This is a genomic window from Acidaminobacter sp. JC074, assembly GCF_022496765.1.
Lineage (GTDB): Bacteria > Bacillota > Clostridia > Peptostreptococcales > Acidaminobacteraceae > JABXKX01.
The window spans coordinates 1-25320 of the sequence record NZ_VANV01000006.1 but is presented as its reverse complement, the minus strand read 5'-3'; the positions used below and the strand labels follow the sequence as shown (position 1 = coordinate 25320).

The 25320-nt window shown below is 33.1% G+C and carries 16 protein-coding genes; 3 read left to right on the top strand and 13 right to left on the bottom strand.

What is annotated here, in order from left to right; all coding sequences use genetic code 11:
• Positions 1 to 49 precede the first annotated feature (49 nt).
• The 10 genes from EZV73_RS07515 to EZV73_RS07470 form a co-directional block, all read right to left on the bottom strand.
• Positions 50 to 2191 (bottom strand): S-layer homology domain-containing protein, encoded by a 2142-nt coding sequence (locus tag EZV73_RS07515; RefSeq protein ID WP_240839639.1) that lies wholly within the window; start codon positions 2189 to 2191, stop codon positions 50 to 52.
• Between the two features lie 140 nt (positions 2192 to 2331).
• Positions 2332 to 6744, bottom strand: coding sequence for an S-layer homology domain-containing protein (locus EZV73_RS07510; RefSeq protein ID WP_240839638.1), 4413 nt, complete (start codon positions 6742 to 6744; stop codon positions 2332 to 2334).
• Positions 6745 to 7065: 321 nt separating this feature from the next.
• Positions 7066 to 8433 (bottom strand): S41 family peptidase, encoded by a 1368-nt coding sequence (locus tag EZV73_RS07505; RefSeq protein WP_240839637.1) that lies wholly within the window; start codon positions 8431 to 8433, stop codon positions 7066 to 7068.
• Between the two features lie 308 nt (positions 8434 to 8741).
• On the bottom strand, positions 8742 to 9410 hold the full coding sequence (locus tag EZV73_RS07500) for a hypothetical protein (RefSeq protein WP_240839636.1): 669 nt from the start codon (positions 9408 to 9410) through the stop codon (positions 8742 to 8744).
• 69 nt (positions 9411 to 9479) lie between these two features.
• Entirely contained in the window at positions 9480 to 9875 is a 396-nt protein-coding gene (locus EZV73_RS07495) for a hypothetical protein (RefSeq protein WP_240839635.1), read from the bottom strand.
• A gap of 108 nt (positions 9876 to 9983) precedes the next feature.
• Positions 9984 to 11201: a hypothetical protein gene (locus EZV73_RS07490; RefSeq protein WP_240839634.1), complete on the bottom strand. Its 1218-nt coding sequence runs from the start codon at positions 11199 to 11201 to the stop codon at positions 9984 to 9986.
• A 182-nt stretch (positions 11202 to 11383) separates the two neighbouring features.
• Entirely contained in the window at positions 11384 to 11587 is a 204-nt protein-coding gene (locus EZV73_RS07485; protein ID WP_240839633.1) for a hypothetical protein, read from the bottom strand.
• A gap of 29 nt (positions 11588 to 11616) precedes the next feature.
• Positions 11617 to 13464 (bottom strand): tetratricopeptide repeat protein, encoded by a 1848-nt coding sequence (locus EZV73_RS07480; RefSeq protein ID WP_240839632.1) that lies wholly within the window; start codon positions 13462 to 13464, stop codon positions 11617 to 11619.
• 124 nt (positions 13465 to 13588) lie between these two features.
• Positions 13589 to 15418 (bottom strand): hypothetical protein, encoded by a 1830-nt coding sequence (locus tag EZV73_RS07475; RefSeq protein WP_240839631.1) that lies wholly within the window; start codon positions 15416 to 15418, stop codon positions 13589 to 13591.
• Positions 15419 to 15754: 336 nt separating this feature from the next.
• Positions 15755 to 17077, bottom strand: a complete 1323-nt coding sequence (locus EZV73_RS07470) for an RNA-binding domain-containing protein (protein WP_240839630.1) — start codon at positions 17075 to 17077, stop codon at positions 15755 to 15757.
• Positions 17078 to 17359: 282 nt separating this feature from the next.
• Here EZV73_RS07470 and EZV73_RS07465 point away from each other — a divergent pair, with 282 nt between their 5' ends.
• Both EZV73_RS07465 and EZV73_RS07460 read left to right on the top strand, forming a co-directional pair.
• The gene (locus tag EZV73_RS07465; RefSeq protein ID WP_240839629.1) at positions 17360 to 18106 is read left to right on the top strand and encodes a LytTR family DNA-binding domain-containing protein; all 747 of its coding nucleotides are present in this window, start codon (positions 17360 to 17362) and stop codon (positions 18104 to 18106) included.
• Position 18107: 1 nt separating this feature from the next.
• Positions 18108 to 19679 carry a sensor histidine kinase gene (locus EZV73_RS07460; protein ID WP_240839628.1) on the top strand — a complete coding sequence of 524 codons (1572 nt, stop codon included), beginning with the start codon at positions 18108 to 18110 and terminating at the stop codon, positions 19677 to 19679.
• Positions 19680 to 19706: 27 nt separating this feature from the next.
• Here the strand turns inward: EZV73_RS07460 and EZV73_RS07455 are convergent, their stop codons facing one another.
• The 3 genes from EZV73_RS07455 to EZV73_RS07445 form a co-directional block, all read right to left on the bottom strand.
• Positions 19707 to 19970, bottom strand: coding sequence for a hypothetical protein (locus tag EZV73_RS07455; protein WP_240839627.1), 264 nt, complete (start codon positions 19968 to 19970; stop codon positions 19707 to 19709).
• Between the two features lie 102 nt (positions 19971 to 20072).
• Entirely contained in the window at positions 20073 to 21374 is a 1302-nt protein-coding gene (locus tag EZV73_RS07450) for an RNA-binding domain-containing protein (RefSeq protein ID WP_255812977.1), read from the bottom strand.
• A 693-nt stretch (positions 21375 to 22067) separates the two neighbouring features.
• Complete coding sequence (locus EZV73_RS07445; protein WP_240839625.1) at positions 22068 to 23381, bottom strand: IS30 family transposase; 1314 nt, start codon at positions 23379 to 23381, stop codon at positions 22068 to 22070.
• A gap of 355 nt (positions 23382 to 23736) precedes the next feature.
• On the opposite strand from EZV73_RS07445, the gene EZV73_RS07440 reads away from it, so the two are divergent.
• Entirely contained in the window at positions 23737 to 25107 is a 1371-nt protein-coding gene (locus tag EZV73_RS07440; protein WP_240839624.1) for an IS200/IS605 family accessory protein TnpB-related protein, read from the top strand.
• The last annotated feature ends 213 nt before the right edge of the window (positions 25108 to 25320 follow it).

The window sequence follows — 25320 nt, the reverse complement described above, 5'->3', positions numbered from 1 at the left end:
TAATACAAAAAAAGCACCTAGAAATTAATCTAGATGCTCGATTTACATACTAATATTCAATTTTTTGTGTTGCTTTAGTAGTTTTATGATCATTTGTAATATCATAAAGGTTAGATATCTCAACATAATATAATGTGTTTTCTTCAATATCATTTGCCTTAATCACAGCTGTCTTATTGTCTACAAAAGAAATAGAATTAACATTAATTGATTCATCATCTCCATCAGTATCCAAGTATGTCAACTTAACTTGGCTTGTTGAAGTAGTTTGGCTTACGTCGTAAGTGAATTTAACCAATACTTGATTATCACTAATCATCTTTGCATCTTCAATGTAAATATCGCCTACTTCTACATTACTTGGATCAAGCTCATATGAAATGTTATCAAAGCTTAAGCCATAATTCGTTTTTAATCCAAAGATTGTTAAAGTCTCTTTGCTATTTACAGCATCACCTGAAGACATAAACAAGTTGATTCTAGAAGGATCTTTTGAATCATACTCAATTTTATCAGGTGTTATACCACCAACTCTAATAGTAGCACTATCTAATGAACTAGCCAAGATTGGTTCTGATAAATATACTACAATATAAGTTTCATTAAATGCTGATGCAAAATCGATAGTAGGCGCATCTATATCACCTATACCTGAAATTGGATACTCATATTCATCTAACTTGCTCACTTTAAAGATATCTTTTACTTCATCTACAGTTAACGTATAATCATCACTATCATTGATTAAAAACTTAACTGTGATTTCTCTATTTGACCATACACCTGTACCAGTTAAATAAGTGCCTAAAGCTGAAGATTTACCACCAGTTTTATCGTTAACTAATTGGTAATTAGTTGTTTTTAAAGCTGAACTAGAATCCAGTTCTTCAGTAAATCTGATTCTAATATAATCATCTCTTATCACATCAATATCTGCAATATTAATGACATTATTGTCTTCAGTACTACCAGCAAAGTCAAACTCCTCTTCTTTGCCATCGTTAATCTCAACACCATAAATACTTTGAACGTCACCATCAACTTTTAAAGTATAAACGCCATTTTCATCTAAGTCGTAATCCTTGAACCAAAATGCAATAGTATACTCATCATTTGCTAATACTTTACCGACTAAATTATTAAAATCACCATCCACGACTTCCTTGCCGTCTAATAATAATTCATAATTTAAAGATAAAGCAGAAGTATTATTTACTGGATGTGTAAAAGTCACATGAATAACATTCTGACTTACAGCCTTTATAGTAGAAACATGAAAATAGTTTGAAACAACAACTTCTGAAGCACCTTTAAACTCTTCACTAAGATTCTCTTTAGAAATACCTTGCTCATCTATTACTTTAGATAGTAAAACTGTATACTTCTGTTCAGACATTTTTGTAGTCTCAACAGTTATAGTCTTCTTAGAAACGTATACTTTCTCTACCTCTACTTCAGTACCATCTTCACCAATGATTACTACATCAGATTCATCGATTGCCACTTTTTCATTCATGTTAATCTTAATTTTAGTATTAGAAATAACATCAATAGACTTTATTTCACTTACTAATTCATCTTTAATCATCAAGCCTTCACTTACAGCTTTATCTTCTGATACTACACCTTTTTTTACTAAACGCGTAATTACAGTATCATCTGTATCAACAACTTTTACAGTAAGTGAATTAGTCATAATATCAACTACATCACCACGTAAAAAAGATACAGGCTCTTTAGCATCAGTTGATAAACCCAAATCATAAGAAGTCTTAAATATTTGACTCCATAAGGTATCTTTAACATTAACCGAACCTAATACCATTGATAAAAACTCTTGCTCTGACACTACTTTATTAGGCTTAAATGTACCATCTGGATAGCCACTTACAATACCATTTTCATAGCAATAAGCAAGATATGGAACAAACCATTCACTCCCTGAAACATCACTAAAAGCGTTCACAGACTTAGGCGAACCCAAAACTGTACTCTGCTCACCTAATAACTTAACAATAAATGTAGCAGCTTGTGCTCTTGTCAAAGGCTGCTCCAACTCATAACCCTTGTTTGTACCTTCTAATAAATTTAACTCATTAAGCAAATCTGCATTTTCAGCAGTATCTGCATATACACTAGCACCAAAACACAGTACCATTGCAATCAATAGTGCAACTAATCTTTTACTCATATATTCACCTCATTAAACATTATTTTCCTACTAGTATAATTATAACAAGTAAAAAGTTAATGAGACTTTGTTTATTATCAATGTAACAAAAACGTAAAAAAGAGTTGATCATAATTGATCAACTCTTAATTATTACTATATTATGGTGTAGTAATATCAGCGTTAGCAATTGTACCAGCAGTTTGGGCATTTGCATTAGCATCAACTACTTTACCACCAGCTTTAGTTGTGATAACGAATGTACCTGCAGCAAGTTCTGCATCAGTTAATAAGTCTGATAAATCAGCAGTCTTAACTGTATAAGTTACAGTAGCACCTACAGCATTGTCAGTCATTACAGTACCAGCAGCTAATGTACCACCAGGTAATGTGTACTCAGCATCAAATTCAGCTTTTGTACCATCAGCAGCAGTAAAGTTAATAGTGATAGCCTCAGAATAAGTAACAGCTAAAGTATCTGTTGCCTCACCCCATGTTGTATCAGTAGCAACTTCTGCGAATGTAGCAGATAAAGCAACTGGAGCAGCTAAGTCTTCAAAAGCTTCGCCTGCAGCAGTGTTCATAGTATTACCAGCTAAGTCGTTAATTGTATCAACTGTAATAGTTTGAGTTGTAGAAGTAGTATCTGCAGTTTGCTCAGCTTCATCTAAAGTAATAGTAACCATGTTACCAGAAACTGCTACAGTAGCGTTTGTTAAATCAACATTACCAGCGCCACTTAAAGTGAAATCGCCAATAACTACATCTTTAACTTCTTCAGTAAACTCAACAGTAATTTTGTCAAATTTAGCATCTTTATCTTCATCATATAACTTAACTGGAGCAGTAGCTACTAAAGCAGGCTTAGTTTCATCATATGCAGCTGAAGCAGGAACACCAAATGATACTTGTGCAGCATCGTCTGAGTTATCAGCTTTAGTGAATGTCTTATCAAACATGAATAAGTCTGGAGAAGCAGTAGTAGCTTCAGTAGAAACATATCCACCTGAACTTGGCTTAAGAGCCTTCTTGAATTGAACTGATAAGTAACCATCTTCATCAATTGCGATAGTACCATCAATATCAGCAGCTTCAACAGCAGTAGCTTCAGTTTCACCAACGAATTGAGCTTCGATCATGAATACTTTTAAGAAGTTAGCAGCAGTCATTGTACCTGCGTCATCACCACCGTTAACGAATTCGAAGTTAGCTAATGTACCTGAATCGTCATCTAATGCTAAGTTAGTACCAGCAGTTACATCATATGCTACATCTTTAGTTAACTTGATAGTCATACCCATCATATCTTCGTCTAATGTAACAGATTTAACAGCAGCTTCTGCAACTGAAGAAGTTGAGTTAGCGAATTCAAATACTAAGTCATCTGGAGTATCTTCGCCATCGTTAACTTTTCTTGTACCAGCAGCATTTGTTAATAAGTTCTTAGTAATACCTAAGTAGAAATCACCAGAAGTACTAGCAATATCTTTATTTAAGTAGATAGTAGCAATGTTAGTAGTAGTACTAAAGTCAACATCTACCATATCTGATGCGTGAATTTCCGTTGTACCTTCATCACTGTATAACTTAAAAGTAGAAGTTGCTAACATAGCAGCATTCTTAGCCATATCAGTTGGGAAGTGTACTTTAATAGTTCTTTCGTCTTCCATAGTTGCATATACAGAAGTAATAGCACCTGGATCTGTAGTAGTACCAGCAAACTCAACAGGATCATGTTGGAAACCTGAAGCAGTTTCTTGGTCTTCTAATGTAACAATACCAGCTAAATCAGTTAAGTTAGCCTTTAAAGTTGTTGCGTTTTGAACAAATAATAATTCGTAAACTTCTGTAGAAGTCATGTTTGAACCAGTTTTTAATGCGATGTCCCAAATCTTACCTTCATCATCAGATTTTACTGCAGAAGCTAACTCAATAACACCTGTAGTATCTGTAAATGCTTTATCGTCAGCTTTCTTAGCGATTTTAGCAATTGTAGCAGCAGAATCGTTAGGGAAGTCAACTGGCATGTTGAAGTAAACTCTTAATGTTGAATCATCTAATGAAGAAACACCTTCGATAACGATTTCAGCAGGTTCACTATCACTATAAGCAAATTCGAACGTCATTGCATCGCCATCAGATTCAGCTTTTAATACGTCAGTATCTTTAGCTTTTAAGATGAATGTATCATTTGAAGCTTCAGAATCAGCTTTGTTAAATGGATCAGCAGTAGTTCTTAATACTAAAACATTATCATTTTCAGCTGATTGGTAAACTTTATAACCAGCTAATGACTCTAAAGCAATCCAGTTGTCACCGTTGTCTTTTGAGTACTCTAATACGCCAGCTACTAATGCACTTGTACCATTCCAAACCTTACCATCGATAGTAGTATCATCAATATCTCTATCAAAGAAGATTTCAATTGTACTTTCGTCAGTTGCCATAACAGCTTCAATTTCTGGTAAACCAGCAGCAGAACCTTTACCTACAAATGTGTTCTTAATGTCATCTGTAGAAGCAACATCGTCAGAGTTTAAGATTCCTTCGTATACTGTAAGCTTGTAGATCTTAGCATCAGTAGTCTTAGGAATAGTTAATTTAATTTGATCAGCTTTACCAGTTACAGTTTCAGCCTTTTCAGGGTAACCTACACCACCATCGATGAAGTAGAATGAAACGTCTGTAGCGTTAGAACCAACGTTAGAGTTGAAGTCTACGATGATTGTAGTATCAGTATCTCTTGAAACAGAGAAACTAGAAATCTTAGCGCCAACTTTCTTACCTACGAATGTAGCAGTTAAGTCTTTTTCAGTTTCGTTACCATCAGTATCTAAGATACCTTCTTTAACAGTGATTTCATAAAGAACTTGAGATTGCTCTTCAGTAGTTAACGTTACTTCTGTCTTATCAACATCAATATCAGTAATAGCTAACTCATCACCTGAGTTCTTTTCTTCTAATTCGAATAAGTCTAATGCAGTATCAGCATCAACCTTGTCATCAAAAGTGATTGTAACTTCTGTGTTAGAAGTAGATTCAACTTTTGAAATCTTTAAAGCAGTTTCATCAGCCTTTAAACCAACAAATGTATCAGATTGGTTAGAAGCTAATTCATTACCATATACGTCTTCAACGTTTTCTACAGTTAATTTGTATAACTTTTGCTCAGTATCTTCAGCTAAAGTTAAAACAACTTGCATTTTGCTTTCGTCATCATCTGTAGTAGAAACATCTGAATCCATTTCAGCAGCAATTACTTCGATTTCGTCACCTGAGTTAACGTTCTCAACAGTGTAATTCTCGATATCTAATGCAGTAGCTTCGTCAACGTTTCTTGCAAATACAGCAACGATTTGAGTTGACTCTTCAGTTAATACATCTGATAATTTTAAGTCTGATGTAGGCTTATCCTTACCTACGAAAGTCTTAGTTAAATCTTCAGCTTCGTTACCAGCTAAGTCAGAAACTGATGTTACAGTCAATTTGTATAACTCTGCAGATTGCTCTTCAGTAGTTACAGTAATCATGTTCTTAGCAGTGTATTCCATGTTAGTTACAGCTAATTCGTCACCTGAGATTTTTTCTTCAACTTCTAGAGCTAAAGTATCTAAAGCAACTGCTTCACTGAACTCAACTTTGAAAGTATAAGTTTCAACTGGAGTAATAGCAGAGATTGATGGCTTAGTTTCGTCTTCAGTTCTACCACCGAAGTTAGCTGAGTCATCACCTGAAGTAACTGTGTATAATGTACCAGCAGTAGTAGCGTCAGCTAATGTAACTAATACAGTGTAGTTATCTTCGTCCCAACCAGCAAATACAGCTGATTCAACTTCTAATACTGCATCTTCATCGTCAGTAACAACAAATTGATCTACAGTTAAAGCTGTAGGAGCGTCTTCGTCATCATCTAATGATACTTCAACAACAGTTGAGTTGATAGCAACAGCTTCTGTAATCATTACAGCAGTTGGAGCTGGAGGAGTTGGAGGCTCATAACCAGTGATACCTAAAGCAGTACCTAATGTATCAGTCTCGTCCATCTTAGGAGTATCTAATACTTCTAAAATTGTAGCGAAAGCTTCGCCTCTTAATACTAAAGTAGGATCTGCAGCAGTTACTGCGATTTCCATTTCTTCAGCTTCTGTGTTAACGTCAGCCCACTCAACTTCGTAACCTAAAACTTTTAGGAACATAGCGTTGATTTCTTGAGCAGTCATAACATCGTTAGGTCTGAAAGTTGTACCAGGACCGTCACCGATCATCCAACCTTTTTGCTCAGCATATGCAACAAATGGCACATACCATTGACCTTCTTCTAAATCTGTGAATGATGCATCAAAAGCGTACTCTTCAGCAGTCGCTTTTTCACCATACATTGCAGCTAATAATACTGTCATTGCAGCTCTTGTAAGCTGACCTTCAGCATCATCGCCATTACCAGTACCAGCAATAATACCGTAATCTACTAACTTCTGACCATCTTCTGAAAAAGTAGCTTCTTCAGCAAATGCAGGTAAGATAGATGAGAATACTAACATAAATGCTAATACAAGAGATAAAACTCTTTTCATGTCTTAATTCCTCCCTTTAAAATATGTAGTTCGTCTGGAGAAGGGATTTGATCAATACAACATGTCCCCCTTCTACTAAGACCGTTGTGGAATTGGCGGAATAACCAATCCTAATGTAGATTATATCACCAGATATGTTTTATGGACAATTATTACAAGCCTTTGTAACATAACTGTAAATTATAATACAAACGCTTGTTCTAGCCATAATTATCTGATGAACTTATAGGAGTATTATACACTAAAAAACACGCCTGTAGGTTACAGACGTGTTACGATAACGTTAATCCTATAATACGCATTTTCTTTGCAAAACGAGAATTATTTCCCTGATAAAATCTCTATAGCCTTATCCAATTGTGGATCTTCACTTAGATAAGATTTAATGACTTCATTTAGTTTATTCTTTGTCTCTGGATATAATGCATATTTACTTATTAAGTTATGACTCATTTGAAATGAATAAATAGCTTGAGATGTCTTTTGATCATAGGTACCAGTTAAGTCTATATCATAACCAAGAAATTTTAATCTTTGTTGAGCACCAAATACATCTAAACTTGTTATATTATAATATGAAAGCTCTTTATCAATCATTGGAGCAAATCCAGCAATCGTATTCAGTTCATCTTCTGTTTTTAAAGGAAGATAAATATCTGGTTCTACACCAATACCATTTACTTTTGTTTCATTTGCTGCAAAGTACTCCGCTGTTGTTAGTTTCATTGCTGTGTCATTCAATAAAGTATAAAGCGATTGGACTGTTCCTTTTCCATATGTAGTCTCTCCAATTAACGTACCTCGCTCATTATACTTAATTGCTCCGGCTAGTATCTCAGACGCACTTGCAGAACCATTGTTAATGAGTACACATAAAGGAATATCTAAAGCAGGTTTTTTTGCATAATATGATTCATCTTCAAAAGCTTTATAATCAACATGTACTATATCATCTTCGATATCTACAAACCATTCAGAAATTTCTATTACTTCACTTAAATAACCACCCGGATTATTACGAAGATCAATAATTAAAAAATCCATCCCCTGCTCCGTTAAAGCAACTATTGCATTTTCTACTTCAACTGAAACACCATCACCAAATTGAATGATCTTTAAGTAACCTATGTTATTGTCTAAAATTTCATAAGTTACATCTGGAATGCTAATAACCGCTCTAGTGATATCGAAGTTTAATGTAGTTCCATTTCTATCAATCGTAATTTTTACAGATGTATCAGGCTCACCTTTAATCATATCAATTGCTGTTTGATAAGATATTTCTGTTACTTTTAATCCATCTACATGAGTAATGACATCACCAGACATAATGCCTGCTGCATTCGCGGGTGAACCTTCAATAGGAGATATGACCTTTATACCAGAATCAATTTCTTCAATGTATACACCAATTCCGATTAGTGTACCATCTAAGCTTTTAACAAAGGCTTGAAATTCATCTTCAGTATAATACTTACTGTGTTTATCTAACTGTTCAACAATCCCTCTATATGCACCTTCAACAAGTTCACTCTTAGAAATATCATCTTTATAATACTTGTCTATCGTCTGTATTAGCTCTGTTATTTTATTTAGGTCTACTCGATCTTCATCTTCTTCAGCAAAAACAGCAAACGAAAATAAGGATAAGCAAGCTATTAGCAATAAAGCTATTAGTTTCTTTTTCATGTCATTTTCTCCCTTTATGTTATGTGATGGTTTAAATTTAAACCATCTGATCAAGTTTCTTCTATTATAATAGCACAATAATATGTCTATGTTATGTCATGGACATACTTTGTAATATTCTTTTTACTTAAGAACATCGTTTGATCCTTGCACTTTTCAAAATACTATTTTTATCAATATCCTCATTCTAATCTAGTTCAACTTATCAATTCAGATTATTCATATCAAGTTGATTTATGTGTTTTTTTTAGAAAATCCTTAAAGAGCACGGTTAAATGTACCTCATCTTCTCTTAGGTCGTTTTATGTTTAGAATTTCAGGTTTTGTAATTTTACTACATCTTCTAAAGAAACGTTCTTTGTTTCGTTGTTTATAAAACTTAAATTATCTTCTTCGAAGTTACAAGTAATAATTTCAATGTCTCTTGTTGAATCCCACGTCTGATAATCTATCTCAGCATTAACATCATTAACAATTAGATCATCTAGATTCTCTTTTAAAAGAAGGTAAGAATGATCCATAAACTCTTTGATATCTTTTTCACTGTAATCAACAATATAATCACTTTTGATTATGAATCCCTGATATTGAAAGGACATAAACACAGTGTAGCCTATTTTAAGTAAAGCAATCGTTGGCACTTGACCTTCATCAAATATAGCCATAGATAAGACAGGACCAACAGAACTTAAAACAATCTTTTGATGACCCCCTTTGTCTAAACACTCTATTATATTCATCTTTTCATTTACATAATCTGTATACGGTGCAATCAAAATTAATGTAGCTTGATTACTTAGGATTCTATCAATCAGTTTGTATTTCCGCTTCAAACGTTTAGACAAAACTGTATCTATTAACTTCTTATCACTATAATCTTCATTATCTCTTGAATACTCTATTGTCTCAATTATGTTTTCTTGATTCTTTTGTATGATGTGTTTGGGTGTTAGAATCACCAACTCCATGTCTTTCAACGCATACTCCACTGTTCTTAAATCTTCTTTTTTTAGTAGTATTTAGTTTACTACTTTCTATGTCGTGAATCAACCTTTAAAGAAACTCTTCAAAGTGAACTTGCTTTTACTTTTTTCTTTTGAAAGTTCATACTCTTCACCTTCATCGCCATAACACTTTGCTCCTAGATCTATCCCAACCTGTATAATGAAATTCTTTGCACTTTCATTATAGGGTATTGTTATTCTTCCACCTGAAAGTGAGAAGCATAGTGATTCATTACCTATCTGCGTCAGTCCAAAATGACCAGACATTGAAATTTCTGAATCATTCATGCTATTTACAATCACTAAGGTTTCTTTATAACTAAAATCCTCTCTATTGATTAAGTAAGTTTTCCATTCTTCAACGGATATTTCAGTAAAGGCATTTACAAGATAATCCTTATAGGATTGGCACCTAATCAAGTTTAAATTATAACTCATATTCCCATCCTCTTACCAGATTATATCTTTAATTCCGAATGAATAAGGATTTCCATCCATTGGAGAATAATTATAACTGGTCTAGTTTATTATTACAATAGAGTCTGCTTATTCATCCATATTATCAAACATATACATTTCAGAATAGTTGCCATACATGTATGTTAAGCCGTCTTTATCTTCACCTGTTATAGGCATGCTGTCGAACATAAGGCATATAAATGGCTTATCTTCACTTTCTTTATAAAAGTAAAACTCTTCTACGCTACCGTGTGTCACATAATAAGAATTGTATATCATTCTTCCAGTATCATCGCAAAAGATTTCTCCCATACTGTCATAACTACCATAGATTAATGCTGGTAATGAATACTTGATATAATCTATATAGCCACTTGAGCTGTAATTTAAGTCTATCTTAGCCATAGAATCATAAGTTTCTTTTTCATTTTTATCTTTATAGAAGTCCTTGTTAACTAGACTACCTCTGATGCTTTCTAATTGATTCTGTTGGTTATAATAAAATGTCAATTGATCCTTGTTGGCCTCAAACGCTTCATTTTGATTAATGTAAAATACATCACCAACATAATCAATCGGTCGACCATCTTCACTTTGATGCATTCTTTCTTTGTAAAACCAAAACTTTTCATTTCTATTCAATATTTCAGATACATGATTATAATCATTGTTATAGCTCTTAAATGTCTTTATTATGGAAAAAGGAAATTGACGACTCCTCATATACTCAATATCTGCAAGTGCATCACCATCTTCGCTATATAAGATCTCTTTGATTAATTGATTGTTCTTATTATAATCGTACTGGATAAAACTTTTCTCTTTTACCTGGTCCAAATCAAAAGTAATACAAGCAATATAAACTTCCTCGGGTTCCAACTCAAGATTCCAAACTCTTAGAATAATGATTATTTTATTCCCCAGTCCATCAAGGTAGTACTGACCTAATGTTAAATCTCCTCTATTGATTTCACCCTCCGGCTTACTAGGCTGAACGCCTCTTTCTATTAAATAAGTATTGATCACTCTATTATTGTAGTCAGTATCCTTTGACTCGAATATCATAGTATCATAAATGCTTGAGTCTATATTATCAAGAAAAGATATCGCTTCAATGTTCTCAAACTCTTCAAACCAGCTAGTTTTATCATTCAATGCTTTTGGAACTTCCAAATTTTCGATGTTTTCACTTATTGATGTATCAACTTCCACAAGATTATTTCCAGTACTCAAATCTAAGTTAGAATCACAAGAGCTAAGAATAAGAACAATTGTAAGTAACTGAATTAATCTATTTGTCTTCATATAACTCTCCTTAACCATGCTTGCTTTAGTAGGCATCTACTTCACTTGATCCAACTACAAAATAACTCTTAGAGGTTGGTATCTATTTACAGCCGCAGCAGAAGTACTTGCCATCCAACAGATTCAATCTTTGTCACATGTTTCTTAGGTGCATGTGCCATCTTTGTGATAGAAAAGATTATTCAGAATAGGCCTAGTAGTTGTGATGAAATCATTAATACTGCTTTTTCTTTTAGGTCGTATAGACTTTCCATTGCATAATTCCTTCTTGCTGCTAAAACAAGGTTTTCGTTACTTGATTCAGATGTATCTATTATGATTCTTGAAGGTTTATCAGTGATTATACTAAATTCCTCACGTGCTTCATACTTATGTTCAATAGACACTTCATAAGATCCTATAAGGTTAAGCTTCCTTAGTCTTCTGCTTCTAGTTTTTCCTTTATCTTTTTAATATTAGGGACAGCATTTCTTCCAAACCTGTTGGTTGGAAACTTGTCTTTTAATTCTTCGTATGCCGTTAAGGCATGCTCATAATCTTTTTCCTGTAAGTAAGACCAGGCAATCCAGTTGTAAGCATTGTTAACTGCATTGGTCTCTGGATATTTTTTTATGACTTGTCTAAATATCTCTCTAGCCTTATCATAGTCTTTTTCAGTCAACAAATAATGAACTCCAATTTCTGCTAGAGCATCATCAGCAAAAACAGTTTTGTCTAGATGGTCAAATATATACTCATAGGATTCTAACATTTCATCATAAACCCTGTTTTTCTTAGAAGAAGATGCTCTTAACATATATGCCTTACTAAGCTCTTCATCAGATAGCTTTAACTTTATTAACTTATTATAGATGTATACGGAAGCATAGTACTCTTCATGGTCTCTTAGTATTTCTGCTTTTTCAAACAGTGCTTCCTTGTCTTCTTTACCAAGAAGTGGCTTAAGTTCTGATAAGACAATCAACCTGTACAAATCAAACTCATCATAGTCATACTTTTCAATTTTACTAAAATACATGTCTGCTAATTCTAACTCACCCTTGTAAAAGGCATTGTTAGCAAGGCCACTCCATATAAAGTATTTGTTATAAGAATAAACATCTTCATCCTCTAAAAAGGCTTTTGCCTTGTTAGATACTTCGATTAGATGATTACTGCCTATATATTCATATTTAAGTGAGTAGAGTATGGATTCAGTGATAGAATATCTGCTATAATAGCGCTTATCATAATCCATTTCCTTGATGGCTTCTAAAAAGTCATAGTAATGGTCATCTTCTCCGTAATGCCAGCACATGGTCCTACATAAAGACTTGATGTCTGATACAGCTCTATAAGCGTACTTTGAATCTGGATAGGTCCTTAAATAGTCTTGATAGTAGTCTTTAGCAAGTGCTAGATCAACTCTATCTAGTGTTTCTTTATCATTGTAGATGGCCCTTCTTACAGCATTAGATAACTTATCAGCACGGGCATATATTGCCTTTTCAAGTAAGACTGATTCAGGATAGTCATCAATGATCTTTTGGTAGTCTCCTAAAAAGTAATAAGCGTAATCTATATGACGATCATCAGGATAATTATCTACTAAATAACGCCATAAGATATTTCTATCACCATCTTGATTTGGTGGATAAACAATCCCTGTATTATTTAAAACTTCATATTGTCTCGGTGATATTGCAAACCATACATAGGAAACATTCCCTTTAGGAAACTCTTCCTTAAGCTTGTCTACTAGAGCTATGGCATAATCTAGGTCATTGTTGACATACATGTATCTCATCAGGTAGATGATATCGAATAAAAACCTGTCTTCTTTGGTCTCTATTTGTTCTTTCTTGTAAACAATCCTCAGTGCATCTAGATAATTATTTTCATGCATGAGTATTGGCACGATATAATTAATTTTTACTTCTCTCATCAAGTTGTTGTAATCAGGTATGGTTAGGATTTTATCTCTTAACTGAGCGAAGTCTTGGTCCTCTATGAGCTGACTCAAAGCTTCAATATCTCTAATCATATCTTTATTGCTATAGTTTGATTTTGAGATTCTCTTGTAATCTGTATAATGACCTGAATCAGACACAAACTCAAAATCAATGTTGTTCATGGCATATTGAACGAGTGGATCAATGTTTACTACTCTTTCATCAAGTATTTCATCATCTACTTTTTTCGATTCAGTATTTTCTTTAACTTCAGGACTTGAACAAGATACAAGTACGCTTAACAATATTAAGACTATGATGACTCTTTTCATTTTTGCTCCATTCATCTTGACATCTTCTTTATAATTTCCTACTAACAGTACGCAAGTAGTTTAAGTTTTGATACTAAAATACAAACATAGGGTCTGTTATCATAAAATAGGGTCTGATGATCTCTTACTTAGTAATGTCTCCATCAAACCTCAACAGGTCTTCAACAGTTTCAATCTTATCACCATCTACCGTTTCTATGATTTCATTCATGAATATGATAAGTTTGTTTACATTTTCATCAAATGCAGGATGTTTATTAAATTCATCTTCGTATAAGTCATAGTTCATCACTAAATCTGACCAGAGTTCTGCTAAATGTTCTTGCTTATTAAGCCCAGAATAATAAGACGTCATACCGTAGTCCAATCTAGAAAGGACACTCTTAGAAGAAAAATTCTCAGTCTTAAAAGTTTTTACATAGTCTTCTTTAGACAGGTCACGCTTATCAAGGTACTTGAAATCTGGGTGACTCAGATATAAACGGATGTTATGTCTGTTATTATAATAGCGATCAATTTGGTGCATGATTTCGTGGTGAATGGTAGATTTAGCACTCTTGTTCATACTCAGACTATCTTGAATAATAAGAATACCTGATGGCATGGCTAGACCCGCAATTTCCATTTGATCACTGCTTACCTTCTCAACAGCATAAAAAGTGATATCTGACATCATATCGCTCGTATCAACAAGTGGATCAAACATTAATTTTGTTTTGGTATAATAACGACCATCTTCAACATGAAAATAATGAGTCACCTTATTAGAAATCATAATAGGCATTATGATTTCACCATAGTTTCCAAGTACCCCGTTGACAACACTACGATATTCGTCTAGCTGAATATCTGACAGATTGTCTAAATAAGTTATATCGTATTTTTCTAGATAATTTGAGCCGTATCCGAGTTCTTTGATTCTTTTATTAAGAACCTCTTCACTATCATTACCATAAAAAAACTGGCCATAATCTCCATCAAAAGTATAGACGATTTCAATTTGATCAATATGCAAATAGTCATTGGCTGATACGATGTAGTATACCTTGTTGCTTTCAAGTGTTTGGCTAATGACCCTATTATCTTTATCAAGATAATCATAGAATTCATTGGCCATCTTTTCACGATCAAGACCTTTGTCTCTTATTAGTTTTACATCTTCAAGAGGAATGATAAATGTATTAGAATCTGACTTGAAATCAAGGTCATTAATAGTATAGCTTGGTGTCAAAGGTGCATCCATCAGATTAGAAATTGACTTAATGGCATTATAAAAGTCTTTTTCATTCACGTCATGACTTAAAGCCTTCATCTTTTCTCTAGCTGACTCATACTCCTTATAAGTGGTATATTGACTGAGTAAGTCAGGCATAGATTCTGTAAACATCTGAGAAGGAGAAGTTTCTAATACCCCTGTAAATGCTTCTAACTTACTATGGAAGTCAATCACTTCTTCATGACTTAATTGACTATTTAGAAAAAGACTCATATTTAAATGGTAGCAGTCCCTAAGAAGTTCATCAGCACTTTTAAAACCAACATTTTGGGTAATTTCTTCTAGATTATATAGGCTTGACTTTACCACGTCTCCACCTACTACTTCCTCTAAAAAATAGTCTATCAGATAGTCATCAAGTGTAACTTCTATACTACCACTTTCTATGATTGGCAGTTGACCATAAAGATGCCTGTACTCTACAGCCTTATCTAGCATTTTAACCAAGGACCAAGTACCATCATTAAACTTCTTATCATAAACGCTTTGAAGGTTGTCAGAACTAAAGTATGAATGCCTTAAAAGCTCTCTTTTATGTTCTTCTACAAAATTAAGATTCGGTTTATTTATATGGGCTATTAATTCACTTCTAAGAGTGTTTGCGTGAATGACACTATAAGTTAAATAACTTGCTAAACACAGCACTATTAGCGCTATTCTGATTATATTCTTTTGCATTTTCACCTCTTTTGTCAAGTGAGTATCATACCTATGTATCTCATTCAATGACACTAGTTAATCTCGTATTTTTCGTATATCATTTTAACAACCAACATCTTATTTTAACACAATTACAAATTATAGGATAAAAAAACTATATAAGGATAGCGTAATTTAACTCATTCCAAGTATGAAATTCTAAATCTAAAAAGGAAAAATTAAATCCTGTTTTTTTTCATAAGACTGAAGTTAGTTTTGCGCAGCAATTTAATTATTTTCAAGTGCCTATTAGTATGCTTAAATAATCCATTTATAGCAAAGTAAAATCGGTAGTATAAACACTACCGATTTTTATCAACCTTTTAATGTATATTTAGTATTTCTTCCACTTCCAATCATAAGAATGACATCCTTTTCTTTCATAGATTTTAGCAATTCGCCAGATTGACTACGTTTCAACTGTAATACTTGTTCAATTTCTGCCCTTGTTACCGATTCTTTTTCTTGCAATAGAAGATAAACACGTTGCTCTCTTTCCGTCATGTTAGCCACAACCTTTGTCGTCTTTTGTGATACTCTAGACACTTCTGTATTTCTAGGTAGAACAACTGTCACACTATTATCATATACCATAAATTTAGGTTGTTCAGATAAATCACGATAGTATTCTTTAATACGCTGTATACCAGTTCCAAATTTTTCTACAATGCCTAATCTCCTGAATACATCGGCAATAATTCGATTTCTCACAATAGATATATTACCGATTTCATATTCATCTACCGATAATCCAATCGGTAGAGAACCGGGAGAAACAATTTCTATACGATTGGAAAATACCTGAATCCTAATTGCCGCTCCTCTTAAATAATCTCTATGGATAATTGCGTTAGTTATTGCCTCTCTATATGCAACTAATGGTACTTCTTCAACAGTCTCTCTATACGGCCCTTGTATCTTCTCGGATGTATTAATGTGTTTTCTATAAAACCTTAGACACGCTTCATACTGCTCAACTAAAGATATTGTCTCTAAGACTTCTCTATCAATAATTTCTCTTACAGTATCATCTTTATAAGCAATCATATTAATAACAGATGATTTTATTGGATTAAAATCAGACAATAAAGCTGCTGCATTAACGAAATTACTGATTTTTTTTAACTCAAGTGTCCTAAGTAAATCATCGGTAAGATTATCTATACCCATGAACTGCTTTAACCTACTTCGTAAGAATGCAAAAGAAAGATTATCATCTCTATATTCCAACTCATCAAATCCCATGTTTTGGCCATTTAAAATTAACTCTCTATGACTAATCCTATCCACTTGTACAGAAGAAGTATCCTTACGTTGGTACGGCTTTCCAGAATAATTATATGGTGTATGTTCACCTTTATATACATTTAATAACACTAATGTCTTACCATCTTCTTCTGCTACATTTATATCATAGTAAGGAACTGGATCTATTGCATCATGAATTGCATGTTCTATGGAAAGTTTCAAACTATCAACCTTATCAACTCCAATTACTTCTCCATCATCATTGATACCAAATACGATCGTACCACTATGATAATTCGCATAAGCACTCACTGTTTTTAAAAATGTCTTCGAATATGTTACTTTGTATTCTACATATTTACTTTCTCCACTCATCATACTTTTCATCATAAAGGCCTCCAGAAGTGCATCGGTTGATTTTCTTTCTACCGATATTCTACCACATTTCTACCATATCTACAAAGAAACTTCGATAAATAGCACCAGCAAGTTACTAATCATTACCAATTTTAGGCGGTATGATAATCCACCAGCGTCGTAACATATGGAACTTTTGAAAATGACTATTTATTTCTAACTCTTATTCAACCACTTTTATACTGTCTAAAGATGCCACTCTTATTGTCCAATTATTTTCCTTATGCTATATTTAAAGAGCGGATTGGAGGCAAAATGTATACTGTTTATTTGATAGACGACAATATTGTTAACATAAATGAAGTTTCATCTTTAATTGAGACCTACTCAGCTACATCTAACGTCTTTAAAATTGATAAGTTTTATAAGATTGATGGAGGCTTTAAGGATTTTAAAGACAATCATCCATTTAATAATAGTAAAACCAACATTTACTTTGTAGACATTGATTTAAAAACAAACTTTACTGGACTAGATCTGGCCAAAGAGATTAGAAAGTATGACCACGATGGACATATCATCATCTTAACCTCTCATAAAGAGATGGCTCAAATCTCATATGGTTATTACCTAAGAGCCATGAACTTTATAGATAAGGCTGCGCCTGATTATAAAGACCATATCAGAGGAACTTTAAAACAGATCACTCAAAACCAACTCTCAAGATGTGATGAAGTTTTGTATACCTATAAGACCATGGGTGTTCTCAAAACCATACCTATAAATGACATTGTCTGTTTTGAAACATCTCATAAGAAACGACAACTTATATTACATACCTTAGAAGATGCCATTTTAATATCAGGCACTATTAAGGAGTTAGAAGAAAACTTACCTGATAACTTTATAAGATGTCATAAGTCATTTGTACTAAACAAAGATAAAATCAAAGAAATTAAAATTTCTAAGAAGCCCTACCAGGCCGTCTTTTCTGAACACAAGTCATGTGACTTGTCTTCTAAGTTTGTACCAAAGCCAATGAGCCTACTAAGTAAGGAATAAGATGAGTAAGACATACACTTTAAAAACATTTTTATATTCTACCCTACCTATTATCTTGCTCTTGTTTCTTAACTTGATAGGAAGAACATTGGTAGGTTCTCATACAACTACAGGATTTCTAGAAGACTTTCCTGCCCTCTGGCTTACAGGGGTAGGGATTATTTTTAATGTAAAAATTTTAACGTCTTATCTAAGTGTTTTAAAAGAAAATGACTTGAATATTTTTAAAAATAAGTTCTTACAACTGGGGGCTTTCATACTCGTTTTTCTTTTATCCCTATTAATCAATCACCAGTGGGTTGTTTCTCAACTGAATAACAACGAACTTACTTGGACAACTATTGGTGGCTCAATCGCTTATGTATTTTCTGATACCAGTGAACTCTTTAACTTCACAGGTCTCGTCTATTATATTTCCTGTGTATATTTCTGGGGACTCTTATTATCATTAACATTTTTATTTATTACATCATTTTTTAAGATTGTTTATATGTCAGTAACTAAGCATTCTGAAAGCCATGTATCATCTAACTATATCTTCTTTTCAGGACTGGTTATCACCTCATATTTGTTCTACTATATTTCACTTCAAATCAACGATATTGTTATAGAAGGCTTTCATACCTTTTCACTGCATGCCAATAGACAGATTATGCTCTTTTTGGCACTTGTGTTTTTAATCATTTACATGATTCTAATTGCCTTTAAGCAAAATAAAATAGACCAGCTACCTGATCTAAAAGAAAATAAGATGATCTTTCTAGAAATCATCATTTTAATGTCACCTTTTACAATTGTCACATTCGTGACAATGCGACTCAAAGATATATTGAGTTATGATTCTTACATCATGTATTCTGTCTATTCATTTGTCTTTCTACTAGCTGTCATCATCATTATTGGTCTTAATTTTCATAGCAAACACAAAAGAATTTTAATGACCAATAAACTCATAAGAAGACAAGACGAACTCAACAGATATGTAAAGTCAGTAGAAGAACTGTATAATGAAATGAGGCTTTTTAGACATGACCATCACAACCTTAAAATTGCTCTTAATGGTTGTCTCGCTGAAGGAGATTACGAAAGAGCAAAGAAGCTTCTTGATACAGATTCTTTAGATACCTCTATGCTTCATCAGTACCATATGATTAATAAACTTGCCATCATCAAAAACACCTCATTAAAAAGTATCCTCTTTAACAAACTCCTGGTTTGTGAAGAAAAAGCTATAACAGTATCACTGGATCTCTTTTCATACAGTTTTTCTTTTGAAGACCAAGATATTGTTAGGATCATCGGCAACCTCATGGACAATGCCATTGAGGCATGTGAGTCTACTGAGGATAAGAGGATTCATATTACCATTGATAAAGATCTGATAGAAATATCTAACACATACTTGCATGGTATGGAACTAGGTCAAATAAAAAAAATCGGTTACTCTTCTAAAGGAGATAACCGAGGTTATGGTTTAAGTTCATTAACAAGCATTTTTAAGAAGTATGATGACTATGATATTGATACATCCATTAATGCAGACTTCTTTGTACAAAGAATTACAGCTCATTAAAGCTCTGGCTAGGCCAGAGCTTTTCTATTAATCATTCCAAACATCATTCTCATCAGGTAAAATAATACCTGATATATAAAATAAAACACCATACAATATGATTAGAAACACACCAAGTAGATCTGAGATTGTAGCATTATATACAACTACAGGTCCTAAAACCACTATTGCCAAAATCACTCTAAGCAGTGTTTTTACAAAACCTATCGACTGATCTTTAGGATTAGCAGTTGAACTTTCTTTTTCAGATTCTTTATTTCTGTATAAGTAACCATTGTTGTAGTCTGACATAATGTCTCCTTTCACATCACATGATTAAGATTAATACATGATCCTATGAAAGCATAGACTTATGTCCTAAGATAAGTCTTTTTGTCCTGAAATATTAAATCGTCACATCTCATCTGATAATTTATACACTACATTCTTACCTGAACCAACTTTTTCAATAACTTCTTTATCTAATAAACCTCTTATGACTTTAACTGCCATAGGCTGCGATATTTCTAGTACCCTTTGAACTTCTGATCTTTTAACATATTCTGATGAACTTAACATATCAAGAACTTTTTGTTCACTCAAACTTAGAGACTTCTTAGCCTCTTTGTCTAACAACTTAATAGCCGGTAATGTAACTTTAAATGCATTGTCCGTAATGGTAATATCAGGTTTAGACTTGTAATCATCATATGCTTCTTTGATTTTCAAAATACCTGTACCGTAAGCTTCTATCCATTTTATACGGTAGAACACATTAGCCAATTTTCTATTTCTCAAAAGTGATGTGCCTATCATAATATCATTTTTAGTTAAGCCTTTAACAAGCCCTCCAATCGTTAAAATCTCAATTCTATCATCAAAAACACTAACTAAAGTAGAAGCTCCAAATCCGTAATCTTTATGAACAATTGAATTTAATAAGGCTTCTCTTAAGGCTTCTTCAGGGTATTCTCGCAGATCTATTCTATCTATACCTTCAAATCTCGACTGAGTCCTATTATATCGATCAACAAAAGCATAGACTTCTCTCATTTGCTTCATTACAGAACCTTCGAACTCATATCTATCAAGAAAATGGTTTTTACTTGTTCCTTCAAAAACTGCTGCTTTAATAGAATGGTTACACTGATCAGATAATAGCAAAGCTAAATTTGTGTATAAACCATCATCGCCGATTATGCCAAGTGTTTTCTTTTGTGGCTCTTCAAAATATAAATCATTTTTTTCAAACTCAGATTTCAGATAGTTAAAAGTAAGTTCCTGATTTAATGATCTAAGCTCTTCATAACTATCACCATCTGTTTCTTTTATCATTTTTAAAATAGTTGACTGAGAAGCAGGTACGGACGACGCCCCTTGCCTTACATAAACTCCCTCAGGTCGTAAGCCTTTAGAAGTCAGATAATAAGGACATGCCGATCCCTTTTGCACACTGCAGACAATGACTTTTTTATCATCATAGTTTTCAAACTTACTTGATATAAAAGGTGTTACATCAGGAGAGATTGAATCTCTAATAGTATTTGTTAGCTTAAGTAATTCATCATCTGGTTTATCTAAGCCTACTATATCACCTGAATCGTCTATTCCTAAAAAAATCTTACCGCCATTGGTATTTGCAAATGCAACTACAGTTTTTGCAAGTTCCTTTACATACTTCCTCTTGAATTCATTATTTAAGTCTTCAGCAAACAAGATAATCACTCCTTATACTATTGATAGTATTCTAATACTTTCTAATACCATTCTAATACTTTCTAATACCATTCTAATACTTTCTAATACTATTAGCAAGTATTAGAACGACATTACAGCCACTTAACAGTATAAGACAAAATTATATTTTGGATATGCATAGTTTTATATACTACAAAAAATGTGTGGGATATCACCCTAAACTGACACCTTTTAAAAAGTTATTCGATATTCTCAACACAACTAGTGATGCTATTGTATTTAAACAGCAAATAAGTATCTCACACCTTACGTCATATTGACCAGATGATTATCTTTTCTTGCTTAACACAATCTTCCAAAGATTTTCTATTCCCTTCGATTTGTAGAAAACTCCCGTTGTAAATCACTCAAACCCTTATTTTGAGGGTTAGCTGCAGTTGCAAAAAACATAGTAAAATATGTTAAAATGCAGAAAAACAGGTTGATTGCAGAACTCATTGTCACTAATCGGCATTCTAACAAAGCTGCAAGAGTTATTATCCTATTTTGCACTTACTTTTTCAGTTAACTGAAGTATAATAGTCTTAATTAAAGCCAATTTGTTGAATTTTAGGCATGGCAAAAAGGCAACTGGCCGGGTTCGTGCAAGACTTATGGTCCACTCACCAAATTAAAGCTATTGGATAGCCGACTGCCTGCACTTTTATACTATTATTTCAATAAACTTGGTTTTAAATGAACATCATCATGAGGGACATGATTTAAGTTCATTTTGGTTAGCGTATCACTACCAAGTAGCAATGTAGCCAGTTCAAATGGTGTTTTGTCATTTAGACTGGCTCTTACTACGCTATTGATATGATTTGCCATTAATGTAACTTTATCTTGTGTTAGTTCATCAAAAGCTTTACCCTTTGGAAGTATGTAACGTATGAATTCATGATTCTTCTCAAGCTTACCTTTCTGATATGATTTATGAGGATCACAATAAAATATCCTTGTCCTTAAATCACCATACTCATCTGATTCAAGTGAATCTGGGTCTTTAAAGCACCCTCCATTATCAGTGAGAATTACTGGGAATAACTTCTTCATTCCTTCTACACCAAATACACCTGTCAAGTCATTAAACACCTTTAAGACATCAGCCTGAGTAGATTTATCCATCAAAAATATAAGCATTAAATTACAATTTCTAAAAAGCATTGTCAGAAAAACTTTGCCACCTTTTTTTCCTTCGACGACATCCATTTCAACTACATTTAAGTTTGGATGCATACTCATGAACAACTCAAAGTCAGTATAACTTCTGCCTTCTCTATAGGTCTGATCGAATTTGAATACTTGTTGTTTTCTCCTAGGTTTATAACGCACCTTTCTTGGTAAATCAATGTTTCTAACTCTAAAAACACCTTGATCTATATAATTATATAAAGAACGTTTTGAGCATTTGATTTTATCACCGTGAGTTGCGTAAATATGTGTTATAGACTGACCTTTTAGAAGCAAAGGGGTAATCAGTTCATCTAGTAAATAAACCTCTTCAGGAGACAAATCGATACCTATACGAGACTGAGACATCCTTTCATGGTACATATCATCCGCGTGATTAGCACGATACCATCTTTTGTCATAACCACATGTCGTATATTTTTTACATGGGTTACACACATAAGGTGGTTTAAGTAAGTGGCTACATTGACCTGGCATATATTGGTCACAGTATTGTGAGCATATGTTCATCTTACATTTGCTACATGGAATATCTTTTTTACAATATGTGCTAGAGCACAAATTGGTTATTTGACAATCATCTTTATAAGCACAAATCCCTTTACGAAGTTTATGATTCTTCTCTCTGGTAAAACTACCTCGTTTGATTTCACGTGATATTGTTTTTGGATTTCGACAAAGATCTTCACCTATAGCCTTAAATGTATAATTATTATTCAGTCTTTCCTCAATGCCTTTTCTGTCTTGATAAGTTAAATTTTTATGGTTACCTTTAGTAAGTACTTTCTTCATTTCAGTTTCCTCTCTATTGCAGGCAGGCAACCATACCTAACATTATACAGGATTATGAAAGACTTACTGTCTAGTCAAAGAAAAGATACCTTACTATTAATTTTTCATTTAAGGATGCAGAAAAACATAGAAAATGATTTCGAACATACGTGTGCGTATATTAACATTTTTTTATTAATTTTGACATGATTTTTATAATTTTCAAACGCTCCGAACTTGTGTTCTGGTGTCTTTTCTGGTATAATAAAGTATATTTATTTTATTATTATCTAATTTGCACTTTCTCTCTATATATGTTTACTTATATTAATAATTCCTAGATTTATTTGTTATTTTTCAAAGGAGTTATTTTTTTATGTCTGTTATTAATGTCACTTACCAGGAGAAAATTAGAATAGAATCATATTATTCTGTACTGAATGAAATAGCCGATTTCTGGTCGCGTTTATCTCGTAAACTTTTTGTTGATTTAGCATGTAAAAAAATGAAAAGAAATCAACTTAAAAAGAAATACATATCAGAATATGGTATACTTGCCAGACAGTTTAATAGTTTGTATTGTTATATAAGTGGACTTATTGATTCAAGAATAGAATTGATGAATGATGAGATTTCTGATAAGAAAATGCGTCTTGAGTTTTTAAGTAAAGACATACAAAGACTTACATCAGAAAGTAAAGAAATTGGTTTGACTTTAAAGGACCTTAAACAATCGGATACACATTTTAAAGATCTTGTGAAAGAAAAGAAGCAATTAGATCGTAATATACATTATAAAAAACGTAAATTGGACAATCTTCAACACAAACTAATAAAACTTGAAAATGATTTGGATAATGGCATTATTAGAGTCTGCTTTGGCACGAAAAAGCTCTTCAAGAAGCAATTTAAGCCTTCTGGTTTATCCCATAGCGAATGGAAACAAGAATGGGTAAATGCTCGGAATCATATGTTTTTCTGTATAGGCTCGAAAGATGAAGTAAATGGTAACCAAAACTGTAGATATTCTGGAGATGAACTAAAGCTTAGAATACCAAGATGTTTAGAAAAAAAATATGGACAGTATTTGACTATTAAGGACGTTGATTTCAATTATGGAAACGAAATGATGGAAAAAGTGACACAGCATTATGGCTATCGTGTGAATAAAGGCTTTAAAATTGAAAAGATCTACCAAGCAGTATCCTATCGATTCATAAGAAAAAGAGATATATGGTATGTTCATGCATCATTAGAATATGAAGCACCAAAAGAAGTTACGAGCCCATATGTAGGGGCATTAGGTGTTGATTTCAATGTCAATCATCTTAATTGCTATCATGTAGACCGATTTGGAAATCCAATAAACCATTTTACATTAAAGTATGAGATGTACTCAAAATCATCGAGTCAAATAAAAGACATGTTAAATAAAGTAGCTGTAGACATTACGAATTACGCTGAAATCAATGGTTTAATGGTCGTCATTGAAAATCTTGACTTTAAGCATAAAAAACTTTATCTCAGAAGACAGACGAAGAAGTATAAACGAATGTTATCGGGATTTCCATTTGTTAAATATATGAAAGCTATAGAAAGTAGATGTTTAAGACGAGGTGTAGCATTTAAGTATGTCAATCCAAGATACACTTCAAAAGAAGGTAAAAAAGTGATGAAAAGATTAGGTTGCTCTTCACATGATGCGGCAGCTTATAAAATAGCAAGAAAAGGACTCAGATACAAGTAAAAACAACTGATTCTACGGCACCCACTGACCGCTTGTAAAGATGGGCTCTGTATATGTAGAGAGCGATGTGGCATGTGTACAATCAGAAAGAAATGACATAATACATATAATGACATAAGATCGGCTTTAACAAGGCGTTTGGGGCATTCTTACTGAGATACGATCCCATTCTGTAGGCGAGATTCCTACACGATACAAAGGAGAGCCGTGGCC

What these genes read in the sequence shown, in the direction of transcription:
- EZV73_RS07510 (WP_240839638.1), bottom strand. Translation starts at nt 6,744, where the DNA reads ATGAAAAGAGTTTTATCTCTTGTATTAGCATTTATGTTAGTATTCTCA.
- EZV73_RS07440 (WP_240839624.1), top strand. Translation starts at nt 23,737, where the DNA reads ATGTCTGTTATTAATGTCACTTACCAGGAGAAAATTAGAATAGAATCA.
- EZV73_RS07445 (WP_240839625.1), bottom strand. Translation starts at nt 23,381, where the DNA reads ATGAAGAAAGTACTTACTAAAGGTAACCATAAAAATTTAACTTATCAA.
- EZV73_RS07495 (WP_240839635.1), bottom strand. Translation starts at nt 9,875, where the DNA reads ATGAGTTATAATTTAAACTTGATTAGGTGCCAATCCTATAAGGATTAT.
- EZV73_RS07475 (WP_240839631.1), bottom strand. Translation starts at nt 15,418, where the DNA reads ATGCAAAAGAATATAATCAGAATAGCGCTAATAGTGCTGTGTTTAGCA.
- EZV73_RS07515 (WP_240839639.1), bottom strand. Translation starts at nt 2,191, where the DNA reads ATGAGTAAAAGATTAGTTGCACTATTGATTGCAATGGTACTGTGTTTT.
- EZV73_RS07480 (WP_240839632.1), bottom strand. Translation starts at nt 13,464, where the DNA reads ATGAAAAGAGTCATCATAGTCTTAATATTGTTAAGCGTACTTGTATCT.
- EZV73_RS07470 (WP_240839630.1), bottom strand. Translation starts at nt 17,077, where the DNA reads ATGATGAAAAGTATGATGAGTGGAGAAAGTAAATATGTAGAATACAAA.
- EZV73_RS07455 (WP_240839627.1), bottom strand. Translation starts at nt 19,970, where the DNA reads ATGTCAGACTACAACAATGGTTACTTATACAGAAATAAAGAATCTGAA.
- EZV73_RS07490 (WP_240839634.1), bottom strand. Translation starts at nt 11,201, where the DNA reads ATGAAGACAAATAGATTAATTCAGTTACTTACAATTGTTCTTATTCTT.
- EZV73_RS07505 (WP_240839637.1), bottom strand. Translation starts at nt 8,433, where the DNA reads ATGAAAAAGAAACTAATAGCTTTATTGCTAATAGCTTGCTTATCCTTA.
- EZV73_RS07460 (WP_240839628.1), top strand. Translation starts at nt 18,108, where the DNA reads ATGAGTAAGACATACACTTTAAAAACATTTTTATATTCTACCCTACCT.
- EZV73_RS07465 (WP_240839629.1), top strand. Translation starts at nt 17,360, where the DNA reads ATGTATACTGTTTATTTGATAGACGACAATATTGTTAACATAAATGAA.